Source organism: Streptomyces sp. NPDC044033 (genome assembly GCF_056434425.1).
This window is the reverse complement of record NZ_JBWKFF010000014.1, coordinates 1-18131: the sequence shown is the minus strand read 5'-3', so window position 1 is coordinate 18131 and position 18131 is coordinate 1. Positions and strand designations below refer to the sequence as shown.

The 18131-nt window shown below is 70.3% G+C and carries 22 protein-coding genes and 1 CRISPR repeat array; of the genes, 18 read left to right on the top strand and 4 right to left on the bottom strand.

Annotation, left to right across the window (positions count from 1 at the left end):
* From casB to AC07AB_RS23695, 18 genes are all read left to right on the top strand, one after another.
* On the top strand, positions 1-618 hold the full coding sequence (casB, locus tag AC07AB_RS23780; RefSeq protein WP_478570113.1) for a type I-E CRISPR-associated protein Cse2/CasB: 618 nt from the start codon (positions 1-3) through the stop codon (positions 616-618).
* Positions 615-1742, top strand: coding sequence for a type I-E CRISPR-associated protein Cas7/Cse4/CasC (gene cas7e, locus AC07AB_RS23775; protein WP_478570111.1), 1128 nt, complete (start codon positions 615-617; stop codon positions 1740-1742). The genes casB and cas7e overlap by 4 nt, the downstream gene beginning before the upstream one ends.
* Positions 1739-2506 (top strand): type I-E CRISPR-associated protein Cas5/CasD, encoded by a 768-nt coding sequence (gene cas5e / locus AC07AB_RS23770; protein WP_478570109.1) that lies wholly within the window; start codon positions 1739-1741, stop codon positions 2504-2506. Before cas7e ends, cas5e begins: the two co-directional genes overlap by 4 nt.
* Complete coding sequence (gene cas6e / locus AC07AB_RS23765) at positions 2503-3153, top strand: type I-E CRISPR-associated protein Cas6/Cse3/CasE (RefSeq protein WP_478570107.1); 651 nt, start codon at positions 2503-2505, stop codon at positions 3151-3153. Before cas5e ends, cas6e begins: the two co-directional genes overlap by 4 nt.
* Before the next feature lie 56 nt (positions 3154-3209).
* Complete coding sequence (gene cas1e / locus AC07AB_RS23760; protein WP_478570566.1) at positions 3210-4139, top strand: type I-E CRISPR-associated endonuclease Cas1e; 930 nt, start codon at positions 3210-3212, stop codon at positions 4137-4139.
* Between the two features lies 1 nt (position 4140).
* Positions 4141-4470: a type I-E CRISPR-associated endoribonuclease Cas2e gene (gene cas2e / locus AC07AB_RS23755; RefSeq protein WP_478570105.1), complete on the top strand. Its 330-nt coding sequence runs from the start codon at positions 4141-4143 to the stop codon at positions 4468-4470.
* A 17-nt stretch (positions 4471-4487) separates the two neighbouring features.
* A CRISPR array of direct repeats spans positions 4488-5372; the repeat unit is 28 nt; unit sequence GTCCTCCCCGCCGACGCGGGGGTGTTCC.
* Between the two features lie 513 nt (positions 5373-5885).
* On the top strand, positions 5886-6725 hold the full coding sequence (locus AC07AB_RS23750) for a ParB/Srx family N-terminal domain-containing protein (protein WP_478570103.1): 840 nt from the start codon (positions 5886-5888) through the stop codon (positions 6723-6725).
* Positions 6726-6750: 25 nt separating this feature from the next.
* Positions 6751-7284 carry a hypothetical protein gene (locus AC07AB_RS23745; RefSeq protein ID WP_478570101.1) on the top strand — a complete coding sequence of 178 codons (534 nt, stop codon included), beginning with the start codon at positions 6751-6753 and terminating at the stop codon, positions 7282-7284.
* A 53-nt stretch (positions 7285-7337) separates the two neighbouring features.
* Complete coding sequence (locus tag AC07AB_RS23740; protein ID WP_478570099.1) at positions 7338-8774, top strand: terminase large subunit domain-containing protein; 1437 nt, start codon at positions 7338-7340, stop codon at positions 8772-8774.
* 133 nt (positions 8775-8907) lie between these two features.
* The gene (locus AC07AB_RS23735; protein WP_478570097.1) at positions 8908-9555 is read left to right on the top strand and encodes a hypothetical protein; all 648 of its coding nucleotides are present in this window, start codon (positions 8908-8910) and stop codon (positions 9553-9555) included.
* Positions 9556-9724: 169 nt separating this feature from the next.
* On the top strand, positions 9725-10018 hold the full coding sequence (locus AC07AB_RS23730) for a hypothetical protein (protein WP_478570095.1): 294 nt from the start codon (positions 9725-9727) through the stop codon (positions 10016-10018).
* Positions 10019-10161: 143 nt separating this feature from the next.
* A complete protein-coding gene (locus tag AC07AB_RS23725; protein WP_478570093.1) occupies positions 10162-10446 on the top strand; it encodes a hypothetical protein in 285 nt (94 codons plus the stop codon).
* 158 nt (positions 10447-10604) lie between these two features.
* On the top strand, positions 10605-12377 hold the full coding sequence (locus AC07AB_RS23720; RefSeq protein WP_478570091.1) for a hypothetical protein: 1773 nt from the start codon (positions 10605-10607) through the stop codon (positions 12375-12377).
* A gap of 65 nt (positions 12378-12442) precedes the next feature.
* Positions 12443-13150: a hypothetical protein gene (locus AC07AB_RS23715; protein ID WP_478570089.1), complete on the top strand. Its 708-nt coding sequence runs from the start codon at positions 12443-12445 to the stop codon at positions 13148-13150.
* 101 nt (positions 13151-13251) lie between these two features.
* A complete protein-coding gene (locus AC07AB_RS23710; RefSeq protein WP_478570087.1) occupies positions 13252-13668 on the top strand; it encodes a head decoration protein in 417 nt (138 codons plus the stop codon).
* A 15-nt stretch (positions 13669-13683) separates the two neighbouring features.
* Positions 13684-14733, top strand: coding sequence for a major capsid protein (locus AC07AB_RS23705; protein WP_478570085.1), 1050 nt, complete (start codon positions 13684-13686; stop codon positions 14731-14733).
* A complete protein-coding gene (locus AC07AB_RS23700; RefSeq protein ID WP_478570083.1) occupies positions 14733-14978 on the top strand; it encodes a hypothetical protein in 246 nt (81 codons plus the stop codon). The genes AC07AB_RS23705 and AC07AB_RS23700 overlap by 1 nt, the downstream gene beginning before the upstream one ends.
* 62 nt (positions 14979-15040) lie before the next feature.
* Positions 15041-15370, top strand: a complete 330-nt coding sequence (locus AC07AB_RS23695; protein WP_478570081.1) for a hypothetical protein — start codon at positions 15041-15043, stop codon at positions 15368-15370.
* A gap of 39 nt (positions 15371-15409) precedes the next feature.
* Here AC07AB_RS23695 and AC07AB_RS23690 read toward each other — a convergent pair whose 3' ends face one another.
* The 4 genes from AC07AB_RS23690 to AC07AB_RS23675 all read right to left on the bottom strand — a co-directional run bounded on the left by AC07AB_RS23690 (position 15410) and on the right by AC07AB_RS23675 (position 17972).
* A complete protein-coding gene (locus tag AC07AB_RS23690) occupies positions 15410-16126 on the bottom strand; it encodes a GntR family transcriptional regulator (protein WP_478570079.1) in 717 nt (238 codons plus the stop codon).
* A 471-nt stretch (positions 16127-16597) separates the two neighbouring features.
* Entirely contained in the window at positions 16598-17539 is a 942-nt protein-coding gene (locus AC07AB_RS23685) for an endonuclease/exonuclease/phosphatase family protein (RefSeq protein ID WP_478570077.1), read from the bottom strand.
* Complete coding sequence (locus AC07AB_RS23680) at positions 17536-17814, bottom strand: helix-turn-helix domain-containing protein (protein ID WP_478570076.1); 279 nt, start codon at positions 17812-17814, stop codon at positions 17536-17538. Before AC07AB_RS23680 ends, AC07AB_RS23685 begins: the two co-directional genes overlap by 4 nt.
* Complete coding sequence (locus AC07AB_RS23675) at positions 17811-17972, bottom strand: hypothetical protein (RefSeq protein ID WP_478570074.1); 162 nt, start codon at positions 17970-17972, stop codon at positions 17811-17813. The genes AC07AB_RS23680 and AC07AB_RS23675 overlap by 4 nt, the downstream gene beginning before the upstream one ends.
* Positions 17973-18131: the final 159 nt, after the last annotated feature.

The following is an 18131-nucleotide window of genomic DNA, read 5'->3' as shown; positions in this document are numbered from 1 at the left end:
GTGACCAGTACCGACCCGGACAAGTCCCCGCCCCAGAACCGCCACTCAGACACCTTCGTCGCCTACGTCCTGAAGCTGTGCGCGGACAAGAAGAAGCGGTCCGATCTGCGCAGCGGACTGGGGCGTCCCGTCGAACGCTGCAACTACCTGCACCGCCACCTGGTCCCCCGCTTGCGCGAGGGGATGCATCCGGACGCGAAGCGCGCCCACTACGCCGTTGCCGCGCTGATCGCCGCGCGCCCCCGCACCGCCCGCGACGCCGACGATGACGCCGGCGACCAGCAGGCGGCTTCCCCGGACCGCGGGTGGCATCAGCGCCCCAACCTCGGCGCCAGCCTCGCCGAGGCCGTCCGACGCAGCGCCCTCAAGCCCGACTCGGCCGAAGCCGACCTGCACCTGATGACCCGCCAGAGCAGCGAAGCGATCCACCCGTGGCTGCCCGCCCTGACCTGCCACCTGCTCAATTCCGGCGTCACGGTCGACTGGGCCGTGCTGCTCGAAGACCTCTCCTGGTGGAACCACGACCAGGACCGCATCGCCACGCGCTGGCTGGAGAGCTACTTCCGCGTCCTGTTCGCCGAAGACCGCACCGAGACCGCACCGAAGGAATCCGCATGACCTCCCTGTTCCTGGACCTGAGCGCCATCCAGAGCGTGCCCGCCGCCAACCTCAACCGCGACGATCTCGGGTCGCCCAAGACTGTGCGGTACGGCAATGCCCAGCGCATCCGGGTCTCCAGCCAGTCCTGGAAGCGCGCCATCCGCCAGGGCGTCGAGCAGGAACTCGGCGATCCCGCCGCCCGCTCCCGCCTGGTCCCGGCGAAAGTCAAGGAGGCGCTGACAGAGGAGGGCTGGCCGGGCGACCTCGCTGCGTTCGCCGGTGCGCAGGTGGCCGCCAGCGCCGGTGCGAAGGGCCTGAAGACCGAGAGCGCCGGACACACCTCCGTCCTACTGTTCCTCCCGCAGACGGGCATCGCCGAACTCGCCGCGCTGTGCACCGAACACCGTGACGCCCTGGAGCAAGGGCTTGGCAAGAAGAACCCGGGCCAGCTGCTGCCCGTCGCCCAGGTCGCCGACATCCTCACCCGCCGCACGGCCTCCATCAGCCTCTTCGGCCGCATGCTCGCCGAACTGCCGGGAGCCAACGTCGACGGCGCGGCCCAGGTCGCCCACGCCTTCACCACCCACGCAAGCGAGCCACAGCGCGACTACTTCACCGCCGTCGACGACTGGCTCGGGGAAGCCGAGACCGGCAGCGGCCACCTGGACACCGCCGAATTCAGCGCGGGCGTCTTCTACCGCTTCGCCTCCGTCAACATCACCGACCTCCTCACCAACATGGACGGCGACCCCAAGACGACCCGTGCCCTGCTCGGCGCATTCGCCGACCAGTTCCTGATGTCCCTGCCCCAGGCCAAGAAGAACAGCACCGCCCCTCACACCGTCCCCGACCTCGCCCACGCCGCCGTACGCACCGGCCGCCCCCTCTCCCTGGCCGCCGCCTTCGAAACCCCTGTCTCCCCCGACCAAGGCGGCGGGCACTCCGGCCCCTCCCGCCGCGCCCTGGCCGCCTACGCCAAGAACCTCAACCGCCTCACCGGCGACCGCCACCGCCGCTTCCACGGCCACGCGGGCATCGACGACACGGACCACGACGGCCTCGGCACCCGCTTCACCTCCTTCCCCGACCTCATCGACGCCGCCGTCGAGACGGCCCTGCCCGAAGGCGAGGAAGCACGGTGACCTCCCTGCTGCTGCGCCTGGCCGGCCCGTTGCAGTCCTGGGGCGAACGCGCCGCCTTCAGCCCCCAGCGCGACAGCGCCCCCTTCCCCACCCGCTCCGGCCTCATCGGCATGTTCGCCGCCGCCGCAGGCCACAGCCGCGGCCAGCACCTCGACCGCTACAACGGCCTGGCATTCACCGTACGCATCGACCGGCCCGGCCTGCCGCTGACCGACTACCACACCCTCGGCGGCGGCGTCCCCAAGGAACAGAGCGTGGCCACCGCCGGCGGCTCCCACAAAGACGCCGCCGTCATCACCCGCCGCCAGTACCTCTCCGACGCAGTCTTCACCGTCGCGGTCACCGGCCCCGACGACGACCTCGACCACATCGCCCGCATGCTCCAACAACCCCACTGGGCCCCCTACCTCGGCCGCCGGGCCTGCGTCCCCGACGAACCCCTCCTGCTGCGCACCCGCGTCAGCGACCCCGTAGCCGAACTGCGCACCCGCATCCCCCTCAGCACCACCAGCCGCACCACCACCGCGACCGCGCCTGCCACCGTGGCCGTGGAATTCCTCTGGGAACACCGACCCCAGACCGTCCCCGAAGGCACCGAGACCATCACCGTCACCGACGTCCCCCACGACGGCACCGCCCACCACCGCCGCTTCAGCAAACGCACCCTGTACCGGACCGTCGAACACCTCCCGGCCGCCCTGGCCGCGTCCCCCGGCACACTGCACCAACGGCTGATCGACTACGCCCTGGAGAACGCGGCATGAGCCCCACCGCCACCCTGGCCCGCATCCGCCTCAACCCGCTCAGCCGCGCCGTCCAGCGCGACCTGCGCGACGCCACCGGCATGCACCGCACCCTCATGCGCCTCATGCCCGACGCCCTCGGCAACACCCCCCGCAAAACCACCGGACTGCTCTTCCGTCTCGACGAGACCGACCACACCAGCACCGCCCTCGTCCAGGCCACCACCCCCCTCGACCCCGCACGCCTGCCCGACGACTACGGAAACGTCCAACTCAAAGACCTCACACCGATGTTCACCGCCCTGCGCACCGGCCTGCCCGTCCGCTACCGGATCACGCTCAACCCCGTCAAACGCGGACGCCTCCCCCTGGACCTCAAGAACCAGCGCGGCAAAATCATCCCCCTCACCGGCCCCGACGCCGACGCCTGGTGGACCCGCCGCGCCGCCGACGCCGGACTCCACCTCCACAGCCTCCTGCCCACCCCCATACGCCCCGTGCGACCACGCAACAACTCCACACCCATGCGGCACAGCCTCATGCGCTACGACGGCACCGCCACCGTCACCGACCCCACCGCCCTGACCACCGCACTCCTGGAAGGCATCGGCCGCGCCAAACCCTATGGAGCCGGACTCCTCAGCCTCGCCCCCGCAAGCACCGCATGAGCGCACCCCGCAACAGCAACGACGCCCGCACCCGCCTCGCCGCCCCCACCCTCGCCATGCTCCCCCGCGTCGCCGACTCCCTGTCCTTCCTCTACCTCGACATGGTCCGCGTCGTCCAGGACGACACCGGGGTCTGCGCCCAGATCCAGGTCACCGACGACCGCACTGACACCGTCTACGTCCCCACCGCCGCCCTGTCCTGCCTGCTCCTGGGCCCCGGCGTCTCCATCACCACCCGCGCCCTGGCCACGCTCGCCCGCCACGGCACCAGCGTCATCTGCACCGGCGCCGGCGGCGTCCGCGCCTACGCCGGCATCCTCCCCGACTCCCTGACCACCCACTGGCTCGAACAACAAGTAGGCGCCTGGTCCGACCCCCAGCGCCGCCTCACCACCGCCATCCGCATGTACGAACTGCGCTTCGGCGACGACGTCCCAGACAGCACTACCCTCGACCAACTGCGTGGCATGGAAGGCCAGCGCATGAAATCCCTCTACCGCCACCTCGCCCAACAGCACGGCATCGGCCGCTTCCGCCGCAACTACCACCCCGACCAGTGGGACGCACAGGACCCCGTCAACCTCGCCCTGTCCGCCGCCAACACCTGCCTCTACGGCATCGTCCACGCCGCCCTCCTCGCCCTCGGCTGCACCCCCGCCCTCGGCTTCGTCCACACCGGAACCCAGCACGCCTTCGTCTACGACATCGCCGACCTCTACAAAGCCGAGACCACCCTCCCCCTCGCCTTCTCCCTCAACGACTCCGCCAGCCCGGAACCGGACGCCCGCCGCAAACTCCGCGAAAACCTCCGGCTCCTGCGCCTGCTGCCCCGCATCGTCAAAGACGTCCAAACACTCCTGGGCCCCGGCAGTACTGATGGTGACGGGGAGCACTCCGAGCGCACGGACGTCGAGATGGTCCACCTCTGGGACCCCAAGGCCGGAGTCCTGCCGGCCGGGGTCAACTACGCGCACGAGACCGACTGACATGCCCTCCATGATCGTCCTGGCCACCACCGCCGTCCCCGACCACCTGCGCGGCGCCCTCAGCCGCTGGACCATCGAAGTCGTCCCCGGCATCTTCGTCGGCACCGTCTCCGCCCGCGTACGCGACGAACTCTGGAAGGCCACCGCAGCCGTCGTAGGCGACGGCGCCGCCCTCCTCATCCACCCCGCCCCCACCGAACAAGGCTTCACCATCCACACCGCAGGCACCCGACGCCGCATCCCCACCGACTTCGACGGCCTCACCCTCATGCGCATGACAGCGGCACCACCACCAACCCCAAACGCAAAGAACCTGCAAAGGCCCCGCTAAGCCGCAGGCCAGAAAGAGTCCTCCCCGCCGACGCGGGGGTGTTCCGGTGCAGTTCCTTGAGCCGCGACAGGTTCTCCGGTCCTCCCCGCCGACGCGGGGGTGTTCCGGCGTCGGGAATCCCCAACAGGTCGTGGTGGTGGTCCTCCCCGCCGACGCGGGGGTGTTCCGAACGGCGCCTGGAACTCCTGCAAGCGGCTGGCGTCCTCCCCGCCGACGCGGGGGTGTTCCGGTCGACCACGCGACGGGCGGCGACTGGGAGAGGTCCTCCCCGCCGACGCGGGGGTGTTCCTCAACCCCCCCGCGCGTCTACGCCCTCGTACCGCGTCCTCCCCGCCGACGCGGGGGTGTTCCTCAACCCCCCCCGCGCGTCTACGCCCTCGTACCGCGTCCTCCCCGCCGACGCGGGGGTGTTCCGATATTCGATCAGCCCGGCTGTGGCTATCGCTCGTCCTCCCCGCCGACGCGGGGGTGTTCCGGCCGGTGACGGACCACCAGGCCAGGAGGAGGGGTCCTCCCCGCCGACGCGGGGGTGTTCCTGGTTGTGCTGGGCAGTGGGGCGGCGGGGGCGAGTCCTCCCCGCCGACGCGGGGGTGTTCCGGCCGCCGAGAACTGGACCGGTACGTGGGAGGGGTCCTCCCCGCCGACGCGGGGGTGTTCCGTCTATGGAGTTGCGAATTACTACCCGTCCATGGTCCTCCCCGCCGACGCGGAGGTGTTCCGGCGATGAACCGGGTCTGCGCCCTGTCAGGAGCGTCCTCCCCGCCGACGCGGGGGTGTTCCGCCGCGGTGGACGAGGCGGGGTTGCCGGCCGACGCCCTCCCCGCCGACGCGGGGGTGTTCCGCTGACGAGTCGTAGAGGAGTCATGGGGCCCCCGTCCTCCCCGCCGACGCGGGGGCGTGCCGTGGCGTGTGGAGCACAGGGCCGTGACTGGCCGGTTGTCCCCTCCGACGAGGAGTGTATTGCGCGGGAGCGGGCTGGATTGGGCTCACGGCAGCATTGCCGCTGGCAGTGTGTCTCGGCTACATGGTGGGCCCATGTGAGACGTGTCCTCGCAAGGTGCGCTGCTGCCGCTCGTCGGCCTGTGAGCTTTGTAACCGATCGGTGTCGGTGGGGGACAGTATCGTGATCCACGTGCTGAGTTGGCGCCTCGCCGTTCCGGGGCGAGGCGTTGGCCTGTGTCCTTACCGCGGAGGCGCTGCGCGGACGCCGGCCTGCTTTGGGCTGGCCGGTTCCTTGGCGTGACGTCGAGGGGCGGGGTCACGCCATGCGTGCTGGTGGGGTTGGCTGCCGTCCTGGAAGTGGACAGAGAACTATGCCAGCGACGCAGAACGGGCATGACGGCCTGCCCCCGACTACTGGGAGAGCTCGGCTCGCACCGCCGAGCTATATCGAGGGGAACCCCCGGGACCTGACCTTGCTGGACATCAACGCCCGCTACCTCCCCCATGAACAGTTCCGCCAGCTTGTGGCCAATATTCGCCGGGACGGGTGTCTGACCTCTACTCCCTTGGTGTGGAACGACGTTGAGGGCGGTCGGCGCATTGTGCTGTCCGGCAACCACCGGACCATGGCTGCGATCGAGGCGGGCCTGGAGTGCATCGGGTGGCTGGAGATCACGGAGCCGCTGCCGCGGCAGCGGCAGATCGCGCTGCAGCTGTCGCACAACGCGATCGCGGGCCAGGACGATCCGGCGATCCTCAGGGAGTTGTACGACGAACTGGAGTCGGTGGAGTGGCGGCAGTACACGGGTCTGGACGATAGGACCCTGGATCTGTTGGAGCAGGTGGACGTGGCTTCCCTGGGGGAGGCCAATCTCGACTTCGCCAGCGTGCAGCTGATGTTCCTGCCAGACGAGTTGGAGCTTGCCGAGGCCGCCTTCGATGCTGCACGGGCCACGGGCGCGGCTGACCAGCGGTGGGTGGCCGGGTTGGAGCAGTACGAGCCGGTGCTCGATGCCCTGGAGACATCGCGGGCTGCGTACAAGATCGGCAACTCGGCGACGGCGCTCGGTGTGATCCTCGCGGTGTTCGAGCGGCACCTGGGTGAGCTGGCCGAGGGTTGGTTCGACACGTCCTCAGGGGATGCGATCCGTGCGGGTACGGCGCCGTTGGAGACGGTGTTCGGCGTGCGGGAGGTGCCGGTGGAGACGGCGGCCGCCGTGCGCAGCGTCATCGACCGCATGGTGCGGGACGGCACGGTGCCGGCGGATGAGCCGTGGCGGGCCTTGGAAGTCCTGGCCGCACAGAGCGACTAGTCGGCCGTCGGCCAGGAGGTGAGCGGTGGCCGAGGGCACCGTGGAGTCCTGGGAGCGGCAGGGTGGGGAGTCGGTCCAGGCGTTCGAGGCGTTCGCTGTGTATCGCGATCTCGGCCCAGCGCGGAGTGTCACGAAGGTGGCACAGGAGTTGCATAAATCCCGTGCGCTGGTGGGCCGGTGGTCGCGGCGGTTCGGGTGGGTGATGCGGGCGACGGCGTACGACCGTGAGCTGGACCGGTTGTTCCTCGTGGAGCAGGCGCAGGCGCGGCGGGAGATAGCCCGTCGGCATGCGAAGTTGGCGCAGGCTGTGCAGAGCAAGGCGGTGTCGAGGCTCCAGGTGCTCGACCCGAGGGAGCTGTCGCCGTCAGAGCTGCTGCGGTACATCCAGGTGGCGGCGGAGATCGAACGGCGGGCCGTGGGCGAGGCACCGGCGTCCGGGGTGGTTGAGGACCGGGAGCAGGGGGCGGATGTGGCGTCGCTGTCGGACGAGGAGCGGCGGGCGCGGATGGAGCAGCTCCGCCGGGAGCTGGAGCGGCGGCTGTCGGAGGATGGGCAGTGAGCCGGGGCCGGGCGAAGCGGCGGGAGATCGAGGAGTTCGCGGACCCGTCGGCGATGAGCGAGGAGCAGCTGAAGGCCGAGGTCCTTGCGCTGGTGCGGGCTGATCGGTTGTCGGCGCGGCGGTGGGCGTGTTCGGTGCCGGACTGTGACGGGCTGCCTCATGCGGGGTGGCTGCATCATCATGCGCGGGCGTCGCAGCGGGCGCCGTCGTGGGTGTGGACGGTGTGGTTGCTGCTCACCGGCCGTGGGTGGGGCAAGTCGCGGACTGCGGCCGAGGAGGCGCGGGAGTGGGCGCGGACGCCGCGGCGGCAGATCGCGGTGGTGGCGAAGAACGCCACGTTGGTGCGGGATATCTGCTTCGAGTCGCCCAAGTCCGGTCTGCTGGCGGTGATTCCGCCGGAGGAGGTGGCGAAGTACAACTCCTCGCTGGGGGAGACGACGCTCAAGCTGAAGAACGGCACGCTGTTTCGCGGGTTCGGGGCGGAGACGCCGGACAACTTGCGTGGGTGGGCGTTCGACAAGGCGTGGTGCGACGAGTATGCGGCGTGGTCGAGGCACACCGCCCAGGAGACGTACGACATGTTGTGGTTCTGCCTGCGTGAGGCCGAGGAGCCGCAGGTGGTGGTTTCTACGACGCCGAAGCCGTTGCCGCACGTGAAGAGGCTCGTTGAGCGCGGCAAGGTCCAGGAGCGGAGGTTCACCGAGGGTGGGGAGCGGCCCCGGGTGGTGCTCACGCGCGGGCACATGCGGGAGAACGACGCGAACCTGTCGGCAGCGGCCCGGGAGGAGCTGGAGGAGGAGTACGCCGGCACTCGGCTGGGGCGGCAGGAGTTGTCGGGTGAGCTGCTGGAGGACGTGGAGGGTGCGCTGTGGAAGGGCTGGATGCTGGAGGTCGAGGGCTTCCGGCCGAAGGCTGAGCACTTGCCCGACTTGCAGCGCCTGGTGGTGGCCGTGGACCCGGCGACCAAGAGCCATGAGAAAGCCGACATGACGGCCTTCACCGTGGCGGGACGCGGGTATCCGGTGGAGTCGCTGTTCGGGGATGACCGGCCGCGGGGGTACCTGCTGCACGCTGAGCAGGATCGGTATACGCCGACGCAGGCGATGAAGAGGGCGGCGCAGTTGTACCACGAGCACCGGGCGGACTGCGTGGTGATCGAGGCGAACAACGGCGGTGACTACCTGCCCGCGTTGCTGGAGCAGGTGGACCCGACGGTGAACTGGCGCATCGTTCATGCGACGCGCGGGAAGCGGGCGCGGGCGGCTCCGGTAGCTCAGTTGTACGAGCAGGCGCGGGTCAGCCACGTGGGCCCGGCGCGGGTGTTCGCGGATCTGGAGGAGCAGATGACGACGTTCGTCGGGCAGGGGGAGACGGAGGACTCACCGGATTTGCTGGATTCGGCGGTGTGGGGGCTGTGGGACCTGTTCCTTGATCCGGCGATGCCGCCGCCGCGCCCGGCGGATGACGCGAGGCTCAGTGGTCGGCGGTGAGCAGGGGGCGATCGACCGTCGGCTTGGGGACAGCTGGTGCTCCTGTGCATCCCGTATTGCGTGCTGAAGCTTGGGGGCCTCTGTATGTGAATAGGCGTCTCTTGCGGCCTCCGAGCGCCCTATCGTGTGCAGCATGGACGACGCTTGGGGAAAATGGAGAAAAGGGGCAGGCGGCTGGGGGGCCGAGGGTGCGTCGGTGACACACAATGTGATGGAGGGGTGCACGGTTCACGGTTTCGTGATTCAGGCGGGGCACATCGGGAACCTGAACGTCGCCGTGCCTGACACCTTGAGCGCGAAACGTTATGACGCGTACGAGACGTTTACGGCTGGGTGGGCTGTATTTGAGCAGAGGGCGAGGAAGTGCGCCCTGGCTATATGGGTCATGGATGATCCGTACGAGTTTGCGCAGCTGTGGGAACTGACGCACGGGGCTTGGTGCGATCTGCGTGAAGTCGAGGCGTGCATTGCGCTCGTGGACGGAGACGAGACGCCGGCGGCCCGGGTCGTCGCCTCTGCCGAGCGCGCATTGTTGTCGCTGGAACCCATCAGCTACCTGTCGCTCTTCGAGGGCGAGGAAGAGGCCGTGATGCCGTGTCTCCGGGAAGAGAATCAGATGCTTCAGGGGCGGCGGGCTTTGGACGAAGGGTGCCAGGAGTTCCGGGCGTTCCTCCGCCACACCGCCCAGATGCTCGGGGGACGGGGCCACCCTGTGGCCGGGCCAGGGGATTGGCAGGAGTCGGTGCGGCGGGCGGCAAAGCAAGACCCCTGGGGTCTTTGACGGGTTTCTCTGGGGAATTCAAAGCGGGTAATTAATTCGAATTCCTTTCTGGTACCTCTGGAATTCTGACCCCTCGTTCCATGGGATTAAAGTGAGCAAAGCGGAAAAGTCAAGGGTTTCCGTTTTGAGATTACCGAATAGTGGGGGTCTCGTGGAACTCTTTTCGGTCATGCAGCTCGTTGACGTGCTTCGGGTTCTGCTCGAAGGCGGGCGGCAAGAGTGCGAGCGCGAAGGGCGTGGCAGTCGGCTTGTGGACTACGACGTTCGCGTAACCGGCCACCCGGAGGGCTTCACCCAGGAATCCATTCCGGTGGGTTTGAAGGGGGCGGACGGCGTCCTCTGGATCGCTGCGTACAACGCGGATGGTGATCTTCCTGCCGAAGTCGTGACCGACTTGGGAGTGTCGGGCGGTGAAATGGTCGATCTGGCTGAGGCTGCGGAGATGGAGCGCCGCAGGAGGTGAACGAGGGCCGGGCTGCGCAGGTGGGAAACCTGCGCAGCCCGGTCTTCTTTCCTTGACAGTGGCCCGGCAGGGGCCACTCAGCTTGCCGCCTCCTGTGGCTACAGGTGTCATATCGTGCTTAGTGTGAACGGACTAGGGATCACGTGAACAAGAACGAGCAAACCGACCGCGAAGGCAACGCGCTACTCCACTGCAGCGAGGGAAAGGAATCCTGTCGGCGTGACGGCTACCTGTACGGCGCAGACGGTATTGGGGTGCGTGCCGACTTTGTCCGTGCCGTCGTGGATGCCTGGGCCCGCACTAGTCCCACGGGGGACCCGGCGTTTTCTCTGCGCAACGTGAACGACGGGGTCATCAACAGCGTGGATAACCTCGCCCGGCTGTCCGCCGTTGCAGTGGCCGACACGATCGCTCCTCGCGATCGATGAAGGAGCATTAGGCGCCTCGGCCCAATTTCTCGGGCAGGTAGACCGGAAGGCTGGCCCCAGTCGACTCCTTGTCGGCCGCGGCCGGCCTTGTCTGTGTTGAGGCGTGGCGGCGCTCGGTAAGGTGACGGCGGCGTGGGGCCGAGCTTCCGGGAGTGGACGTGGGCCTGCGCCAACTTGTGATCGATGCCTGGTCGTGGCTGAACTACAAGCCGGTCATGGCCGTTGTCGGCCGCCCCGGTGACCGGGCGTTTCCTGAGCTGGCGGCTACGTGGATGCCGCCCGATGAGTTGCGGCGGTTGGCCGCGTACAAGGTGCTGGCGTCGTACGACAACAACCAGGCCGGTCAGCTTGCCGCCGTCGCAGGGGACGATGCGGCGCTGGAGCGGCGGGAGTTGGGTGATGCCGCGAACCTGGTGGACACTGCGCTCGCGTATCTGCTGGGTTCGGAGCAGAAGATCGCTGTCGAGGGCGCGGAGCACGCCGACGAAGACACGTCCGCCGCGGGGGCGGTGGAGGCGGCCGCGGTGCAGGACCGGTTGCGGACGTGGGCGGAGAAGGAGCTGCTGTCGTTCCGGATGCAGCAGGCGGAGCGGGCGGCGGTGCTGCTGGGCGACGGCGTGATGGTGCTGGCCTGGGACCCGGTGCGGCAGCGGCCGACGTTGCGGGTGCACGATCCGGGGTTCTTCTTCCCGCAATGGGCGGACGAGGACGAGGACTTCCCGTCGCGGGTGCATCTGGCGTGGGAGCTGCCGGAGGACGAGGCGGCGGGGCTCAAAGCGCGGGTGCGGCGGGTGACGTACGAGCTGGGCCCGATCACCGAAGGGACCGGCGCCGTCGGGGAGGGGGGTGCCGCGGTCGTAGCGCGGGGCTATCCGTGGGACCCGGGCCGGTCCTCGAACGTGACGTGCTATCTGACGGACGCGGAATGGCTGCTGGAGGACATCAAGCGCGGACAGACCCTGGATGTGTTGCCCATGGACAAGGCGTCCTTTCGTCTGCGTCCGGACGGCACGGAATTGAACCGGCTCGACTTGATGATCGACTTTGTGCCGGTGGTGCACCTGGCGAACACGATCCCGGCGGCCGGGGAGCACTGGGGCCGCTCGGCGCTGGCCCGTGTCCTTCAGGGGCTGGACGAGCTGGCGGCCACGGATTCGGACGGGTCGGCGGCGTCGGCGACGACGGGGACGCCGATCATCGGGCTGGCTGGAGCGCGGCTTCCGGTGGACCGGGCGACCGGGAGGCCGGAGCGGCTGAGGGTGGAGGCCGGTGCGGTGTGGCAGCTCGGCGAGAGCGGCCGGATGGACGCCCTCGATACGTCCCCGCAGCTGGCGGAGTTGCGGGCGCGGGTGGATCACCTGCTGGACCGGATCGCCGCGAACTCCGGCATCACCGCCGCCGGCCTGGGGACGCTGGACGCCTCCGAGGTGCCGTCCGGGTACGCGCTGAAGCTGGCGCTGGGCCCGTTGGACGCGCTGGTGGCGATGATGCGGCTGGCGCGGGCGCACAAGTACCGGCTGCTGTTCAAGATGGTGCAGCGCCTGTACCAAGCGGGCCGAGCGGAGGGGTGGATGGCCGGGGAGACGTTTGCGGCGCGGTTGTCGTGGGCGCCGCACACGCCGACCGACCGGGCCGCGGTGCTGGAGGAAGTCGTCACCGCCTTCGGGGCGGGGGTGCTGTCGCTGGAGACGGCGGTGGCGATGCTGGTCGAGGCGGGTTACCCGATCAAGGACGCTGCGCAGGAGGTGGCGCGTATCCGGGCGAGCGCCGAGGAGGCTGCGGCAGCGCGGAGCGGCCATGCGCAAGGCGATGACGATGCGGACGATGAGAGGGAGGGCGGGGCGGAGCCGGACCGGGAGCGCGACGGAGGGGTCGGAACCGACGATGGGCGGACCGAGGAGGCGACGGTGCGTTTCGGGTTCGCGCAGTGAGGGCTGTGCCGACGCGGGTGGCTACACTGATCGGCAGCGCGGGGGCGCGCACCTGGAGGAGTTGTATGGTCCGGCCCCTGCCCTCTGGCAGTCCCGTCGGCTACCGCCGTGATGGGCGGCCGATCTTCCCGATTCTCGGAGCCTCCGCAGAGGACGAGACCAACGAACAGCTTGATGAGGCTCCTGAGAGCGGCGGGCAGGATCAGGCGGTCACCGTGACGCAGGACCGGCTGGGGAAGATGCTCACCCGAGAGAAAGCCCAGGGCGAACGGGCCGCGATCAAGCGGCTGTTGGCCACGCTCGGGTTCGAGAGCCCGAAGGCGCTGTCCGAGTTCGTCTCCGTGCAGCGGGAGGCCGAGCAGGCCGCGCTGTCGGAGGTGGAGCGCCGCGAGCAGGCCGCACAGGAGCGCGAGTTGCAGGCCGCTCGCCGGGAGGAGCTGGCGGGCGAGCGGGAGCGGGCGGCGCTGCGGCGGGCCGCGCTGGTGGCGCTCGGCGCGCACGGGGAGGACCTGGTGGACGCGGAACGGCTGCTGGCGGTCGATGACGAGGACGCGGGCGAGGCGCAGTTCCAGTCGGCGGCCGAAGCCTTGCGGGCGCGCCGCCCGGAGCTGTTCGGCCAGGTGCGCACGCCGGTGCCGGCGGCCCCGGCGGGTGCTCCGGCCGGGCGCGGGCCGACGCGTACGGCCCCGGTGGTGAAGGCGGGTGCGGCGGGGCTGGAGATGGCCAGGCGCCGGGGCCTGATCGGGGAGCCGGGCGACTCCACCGCCCGGTAGCCGGGCACAGATCTTGGGGACCACGCCCCTTTCGACTTCGTGGACGGCACCGCCCCAGGAGCGGTGTGCGGACAGCAACCGCATCGTCCAAGGAGACAAGCATGACCATTCAGCCCGTTTCGAAGTCCGAGTACACGACCGCCAACCGCGAGTGGCTGGCGTCCCTGCACGGCACGGATTCCCTCGACACGGTCACCCTCGACCTCAACCTGTTCTGCGAGGGCACGCACTACGTGTGCGGCGACGGCTGTGAGCCGTACGGGCGGGTGCTCTCAGGGGTGCCGATCGGCCGGGTCGCGGAGTCCGGTCTGTACGGGCCCTACGACCCGCAGGCGCACTGCGGCCGCCAGGTCCTGCGCGGCTTCGTGATCTCCGAGGCGCCGTTCGCGCCGGGCCAGAGCCGGGTGCCGGCCGCGCTGCTGTGGCACGGCGCGGTGAAGGCGTCGAAGGTCCCGGGCGGCATCGACCTCGCGGAGCTGGCTTGGCACCCGCGCGCGGCGCAGATCCGCTTCGTGTGAACGGCGGTGTGATCTGTGACGATTCAGGACCTGTTGAAGGATGTCGCGGTCGCGGACCTGACGGCGTTCGCCCGCGCGGTGCCGACCCCGGCGGATTTCCTGCTGACTCAGACGATCTTCCCGATGGTGGAGCTGCCGGAGGTCAAGTGGCGGGTCAAGGACTCGGGCCGGTATGTGAACGTCGCGAAGTACCGGGCGTTCGACGCGAGCGTGCCGTTCGCGACGCGTGAGGCGTGGCAGACCTCCCGCGAGGGGGCGCTGCCGCCGCTGGGGCAGAAGCTCGTGGTGGGCGAGCAGGAACAGATCCTGCTGGAGGCATCCCACGGAGCGGACCAGGACCGGCTGATCGAGCTGCTGTATGACGATGTGGAGCGGCACACTGAGGCGATCCGCTCGCGGCTGGAGCTGGCGGCGGGTGACGTGCTCACCGACGGGCGGTTCTCGCTGTTGCAGGAGAACGGTCTGACGCTGGAGGTCGACTGGAACGTGCCGGCGGCGAACATGCCGGTCGCCGCGCGGCCGTGGTCGGACCCGGCCAGCGATCCGATCGCGGATGAACTGCGGTGGATCGAGCACCTGGACGACATCGGCGCTCCGGCCCCGGAGCTGGTGCTCTCCTCCAGGAAGGCGTTCTCCTTCCTGGCGGCGAACAACGCCTACCGGGCGGCGTACTACGGCAGCGTCAACCCCTCCTCGACGCCGACCGCGACGCTCACTCCGCAGCAGATCAATGTGGTGCGCGGCAACTACGGGCTGCCGCCGGTGACGTTCTACAAGGCGCAGGTGCGGGTGGACGGGGCGCCGCGCAAGGTGCTGCCGGAGGACCGGTGGATTCTGGTGCCGCCGGATCGGACGAAGTGGGCGCAGACCATGTTCGGGGTGACGGCGGAGGCACTGGTCCTCTCCCGCGGCAGCAATCCGGAGATCGTCCGTGAGGACGCGCCGGGCATCGTCATCACCCGCGGCGTCCAGGACGATCCGGTCCAGATCTGGACCAAGGGCGCTGCTGTGGGGATGCCGGTGATGCACACGCCGGACGCGCACATCGTGGCGAAGGTGCTGTGATGCCGCGCCTGGTCGCCGCCGTGTATGTCCAGCATCCCGAGACGCGGGAGGTGGTGATCCTGCTGCCGGGGGAGGAGCCCGGGCCGGAGCTCGCCGCGCTGGTGACGAACCCGCAGGCGTGGGAGAGCCCGCCCACGGCAGGGACGCAGGAAAGGGCGGTTGGCGGCGAGCCGGAACCGGCCGAGCTGGAGCCGGATCAGGGGAAGAAGCCGGCGCCGCGGCGGGCCCGCTCGTCCGCGCCGTGACCGCTCGCGCGGCCCGGCACCGGAAGACGGTGGCGGGTCGCGCCCGTTCGTGAGGAGGGCTGGTGGACGAGTTCCAGCGGTCGTGGCTGCTGGCGCAGCTCGGCCCGGACACCGAAGCGGCCGATGTGGAGGCCCGCTTCCTGCGGCTGCGGTCCGTACGGGCGGTCGCCCTGGAGGTACTGGGGGAGCGGCGCGCGAAACTGCTGGGCGATCCGCTGAAGGTCACCGTCGACGGCGTGGTGACCATGGACTTGCAGGAGAACCTGCGCGGCATCGAGCGGCAGATCGACGCGATGCGCCGCATGCCCGCCCCGGACGACCCCGCGGATGAGGACGACGGCACGGAGGTGCTGGCGACGGCGTGGCTGGTGCCCGCCCGCCGCTACCGATAGCGGCGCACGGCCACCGACGGGGAACAGGAGCGGCGGCGGTCATGGCGCGCGGATGCGCGAGCCCTCCAGCGCCGGAGGATCGACGACTTTGAGCTGCACCAGCAGGCGGTGCGCGATGCGCGCTGTGTGCAGGGGCACGCCGTAGGTGCGGGCGAGCCTCGTTTGGGAGAGGAGCAGGGTGCCCGGCCGGTAGGTGCCGTCCTCGACGGCCTGGCGGACCTGGGCGGCCAGGCGCTGCGCATCGGGCGGGGCCCAGGTGACGTCGGTGGCCGCTCGGGCCGCGTCCTCGGGGGAACGCACGCGGACACGCTGGCCTCTGCCGCCTTCGACCAGGCCGTCTTCGCGCAGACAGCGTTGCGCGGTGCGGGCGGTGGCGTCGGATACGCCGTACTGGCCGGCCAGCTGCTTCGCGGAGGGGATGACGGAGCCCGGCGGGTAGGTGCCGTCCGTGATGGCCCGGCGGAGCTCGTGGACGATGAACTCCCGCTGGCCCGGCGCGATATCGACGGGCCGGGGGGCTTCGTCGGGGTCCCGGACGACGGTGCCTTTGCCGGTGCGGACGAACACGAGTCCTTCGTCGGCGAGGGCGCGCAGGGCGTGGCGGCAGGCGAGCTGACTGGCATGGAACGTGCAGGTCAGGGCGCGGACGGTGGGAAGCCGTGTGCCTGCGGGGTACGTGCCGTTCTTGATGTCGTGCCGCAGTTGCGCGGCGATTTCTGCTCTGGTGGGGGCCTGGCCGTCTTGCGGTGCCTCCATGTCAGCCCGCCACGCGGCGGTCGGCGGCCGTGAGGACGCGCGCGGCCACGGGTGTGCCGGAGCCGACGGGGAGAGGCCAGTGCGGGGTCTGGCGTACGGCGGTGATGTGCACGGGGTCTCCAGGAAGACGTGGTCGGGAAGGTCACACAGGTACGGGCGAGGGCGGGGCCGGTGCGGGGATACGTTTCTCCCCGCACCGGCCGAGGTGGGTGCCGCTCGATGCTCCGGGGTGGTGCCGCCGGGGCGCCGAGCGGCTGCTCTCAGGCGGCAGGTGGCAGCGAAAGATCGCCCCGGTGGGTGGTGGGGCGGGCGGCGTCTCGTGCCCGGGGGTGGCCCAAGAATCGAGCCGGGCGGAGCAACTCGGCGCGGAGGCCGCCATGATCGGGAACTCGCGGGTGTCGCGCCCGGATCAGGCTGAACTGTGGCCGCCGCCGGGGCACCCGCGCGGCGACGCAGGGGGCAAGGCGCCGGTCAGGCTGCCCTTGTGTCCTGGGTGGTGAGGGGTATCGCCATGCGGGCTTGGTCGTTGAGGATGTCCGCGAGGGTGTCGGGGTCCAGGGTGAGGCGGACGATGTGGTGGTCCGACAGGTTGCGGGGGACCTCGATGACGTCGACGCCGCGGACTGCGGGCAGCAGGGTTTCGGAGGCGTAGATCCGGTCGATGCGGGCGTCCGGGCCGTGAGTGGCGCTGCCGTCGGAGGTGCGGGCCAGGGCCCGGGGGCTGCCGTCGCGGGCGGTGGTCCAGTGGCGGGCGACGTCTTCCAGGCCGGCGGTGCGCAGGGCTTCGTCGGGGCGGGTGTGCATGAGCCGGGCGCCGTACTGCGCCACGTACGAGCGGTGGGCGCGGTGCGGCTTGTCCTGGATCTCCTTGAGGACGGGCAGTTCGAGGTCGTCTTCGAGGCGTGATGCCGGGTAGCTGTTGTTGTCGCCTCCGGCGAGGGCGGGCAGCTGAACGGTGCGGCCGTCGGGCAGGGGCCACCATTTGTCGGCCCAGGTGGTGAGCCACTCGGCCTCGATGGTGCGGAGCGTCGGGGAGGCGTAGTTGAGGTGGTAGGAGAGGGCGTTGAACGGCAGTGCCTCGCATCCGGCGGGCAGGTACCGGAAGGTGAGGGCGGTGGGCGGCAGGACCCACATGGGGCCGGTGTCGGGCCATTCGCGCAGTGGCTGGAGGACGGCGGGGTCGGCGAAGACGGCGGTGCACGAGCGCGGGCCGAGCCAGCCGCGCAGGCGCAGCACGTCCTCCACCTCGTACAGGGTCTCGTTGCCTCTGGCGTCGGCGCCGGGCATCTCCTGGCGCAGCACCAGGTGCGGGTCCAGGGAGGCCAGCAGTTCGTGGCCCGTCAGCCGCTTGGCCCGGTCGCCGCCGCCGTTCTTCTCGAAGTTCCAGCACAGCACCGTAAGGGGGCGCTTCATGGGGTGATAATTCCTTTCTTCTGGGAGGAGCGGTGCGCGCCACCGCGTGGGCGGAGGGCGATGTTCTGCTGGGACAGGGCGCGGTGGACGGCGTTGAACGAGCGGCCGGATTCGGCAGCGATGGCGCGGATGCTGGCCTTTTTGCCGATGTAGGCGGCAGCCGCTGCCTGGGCGAAGGCTTCCTTCGCCGCGCCTCGCAAACGGCGGCCCGGCGGAACGTACGGCAGTCCCAGAGGGCCCCTTGCTTCCGGCCGGGAGCCTTCGTCCGGGCTCATTCGGCCCTGCCATTGTCGTTCTTGGGCGTGTGCAGGCGCACCTCCCGGTCGGCCAGGGCCCCCTGGGTTTGCTTGGCGTCCTCCTTGGTGCTCTTGCGATCTGCCTTGGCTTTGTTCTTGGCGGCGGCGATGGTGTTCTTCTTGTTGTTGGTGCCCACGTGCGGTGGTCCTCGTTTCTCGGGCATACGGGCGGTGGGGGGGGGGGGGGGGGGGGGGGGGGGGGGGGGGGGGGGGGGGGGGGGGGGGGGGGGGGGGGGGGGGGGGGGGGGGGGGGGGGGGGGGGGGGGGGGGGGGGGGGGGGGGGGGGGGGGGGGGGG

Bases quoted from the DNA above. Each gene is read 5' to 3' on its own strand.
- AC07AB_RS23710 (WP_478570087.1), top strand. From the start codon at position 13,252: ATGACCATTCAGCCCGTTTCGAAGTCCGAGTACACGACCGCCAACCGC.
- cas7e (WP_478570111.1), top strand. From the start codon at position 615: ATGACCTCCCTGTTCCTGGACCTGAGCGCCATCCAGAGCGTGCCCGCC.
- AC07AB_RS23740 (WP_478570099.1), top strand. From the start codon at position 7,338: ATGAGCGAGGAGCAGCTGAAGGCCGAGGTCCTTGCGCTGGTGCGGGCT.
- AC07AB_RS23735 (WP_478570097.1), top strand. From the start codon at position 8,908: ATGGACGACGCTTGGGGAAAATGGAGAAAAGGGGCAGGCGGCTGGGGG.
- AC07AB_RS23715 (WP_478570089.1), top strand. From the start codon at position 12,443: ATGGTCCGGCCCCTGCCCTCTGGCAGTCCCGTCGGCTACCGCCGTGAT.
- AC07AB_RS23700 (WP_478570083.1), top strand. From the start codon at position 14,733: ATGCCGCGCCTGGTCGCCGCCGTGTATGTCCAGCATCCCGAGACGCGG.
- cas6e (WP_478570107.1), top strand. From the start codon at position 2,503: ATGAGCCCCACCGCCACCCTGGCCCGCATCCGCCTCAACCCGCTCAGC.
- AC07AB_RS23690 (WP_478570079.1), bottom strand. From the start codon at position 16,126: ATGGAGGCACCGCAAGACGGCCAGGCCCCCACCAGAGCAGAAATCGCC.
- AC07AB_RS23680 (WP_478570076.1), bottom strand. From the start codon at position 17,814: ATGAGCCCGGACGAAGGCTCCCGGCCGGAAGCAAGGGGCCCTCTGGGA.
- cas2e (WP_478570105.1), top strand. From the start codon at position 4,141: ATGCCCTCCATGATCGTCCTGGCCACCACCGCCGTCCCCGACCACCTG.
- AC07AB_RS23685 (WP_478570077.1), bottom strand. From the start codon at position 17,539: ATGAAGCGCCCCCTTACGGTGCTGTGCTGGAACTTCGAGAAGAACGGC.
- cas1e (WP_478570566.1), top strand. From the start codon at position 3,210: ATGCTCCCCCGCGTCGCCGACTCCCTGTCCTTCCTCTACCTCGACATG.
- AC07AB_RS23730 (WP_478570095.1), top strand. From the start codon at position 9,725: ATGCAGCTCGTTGACGTGCTTCGGGTTCTGCTCGAAGGCGGGCGGCAA.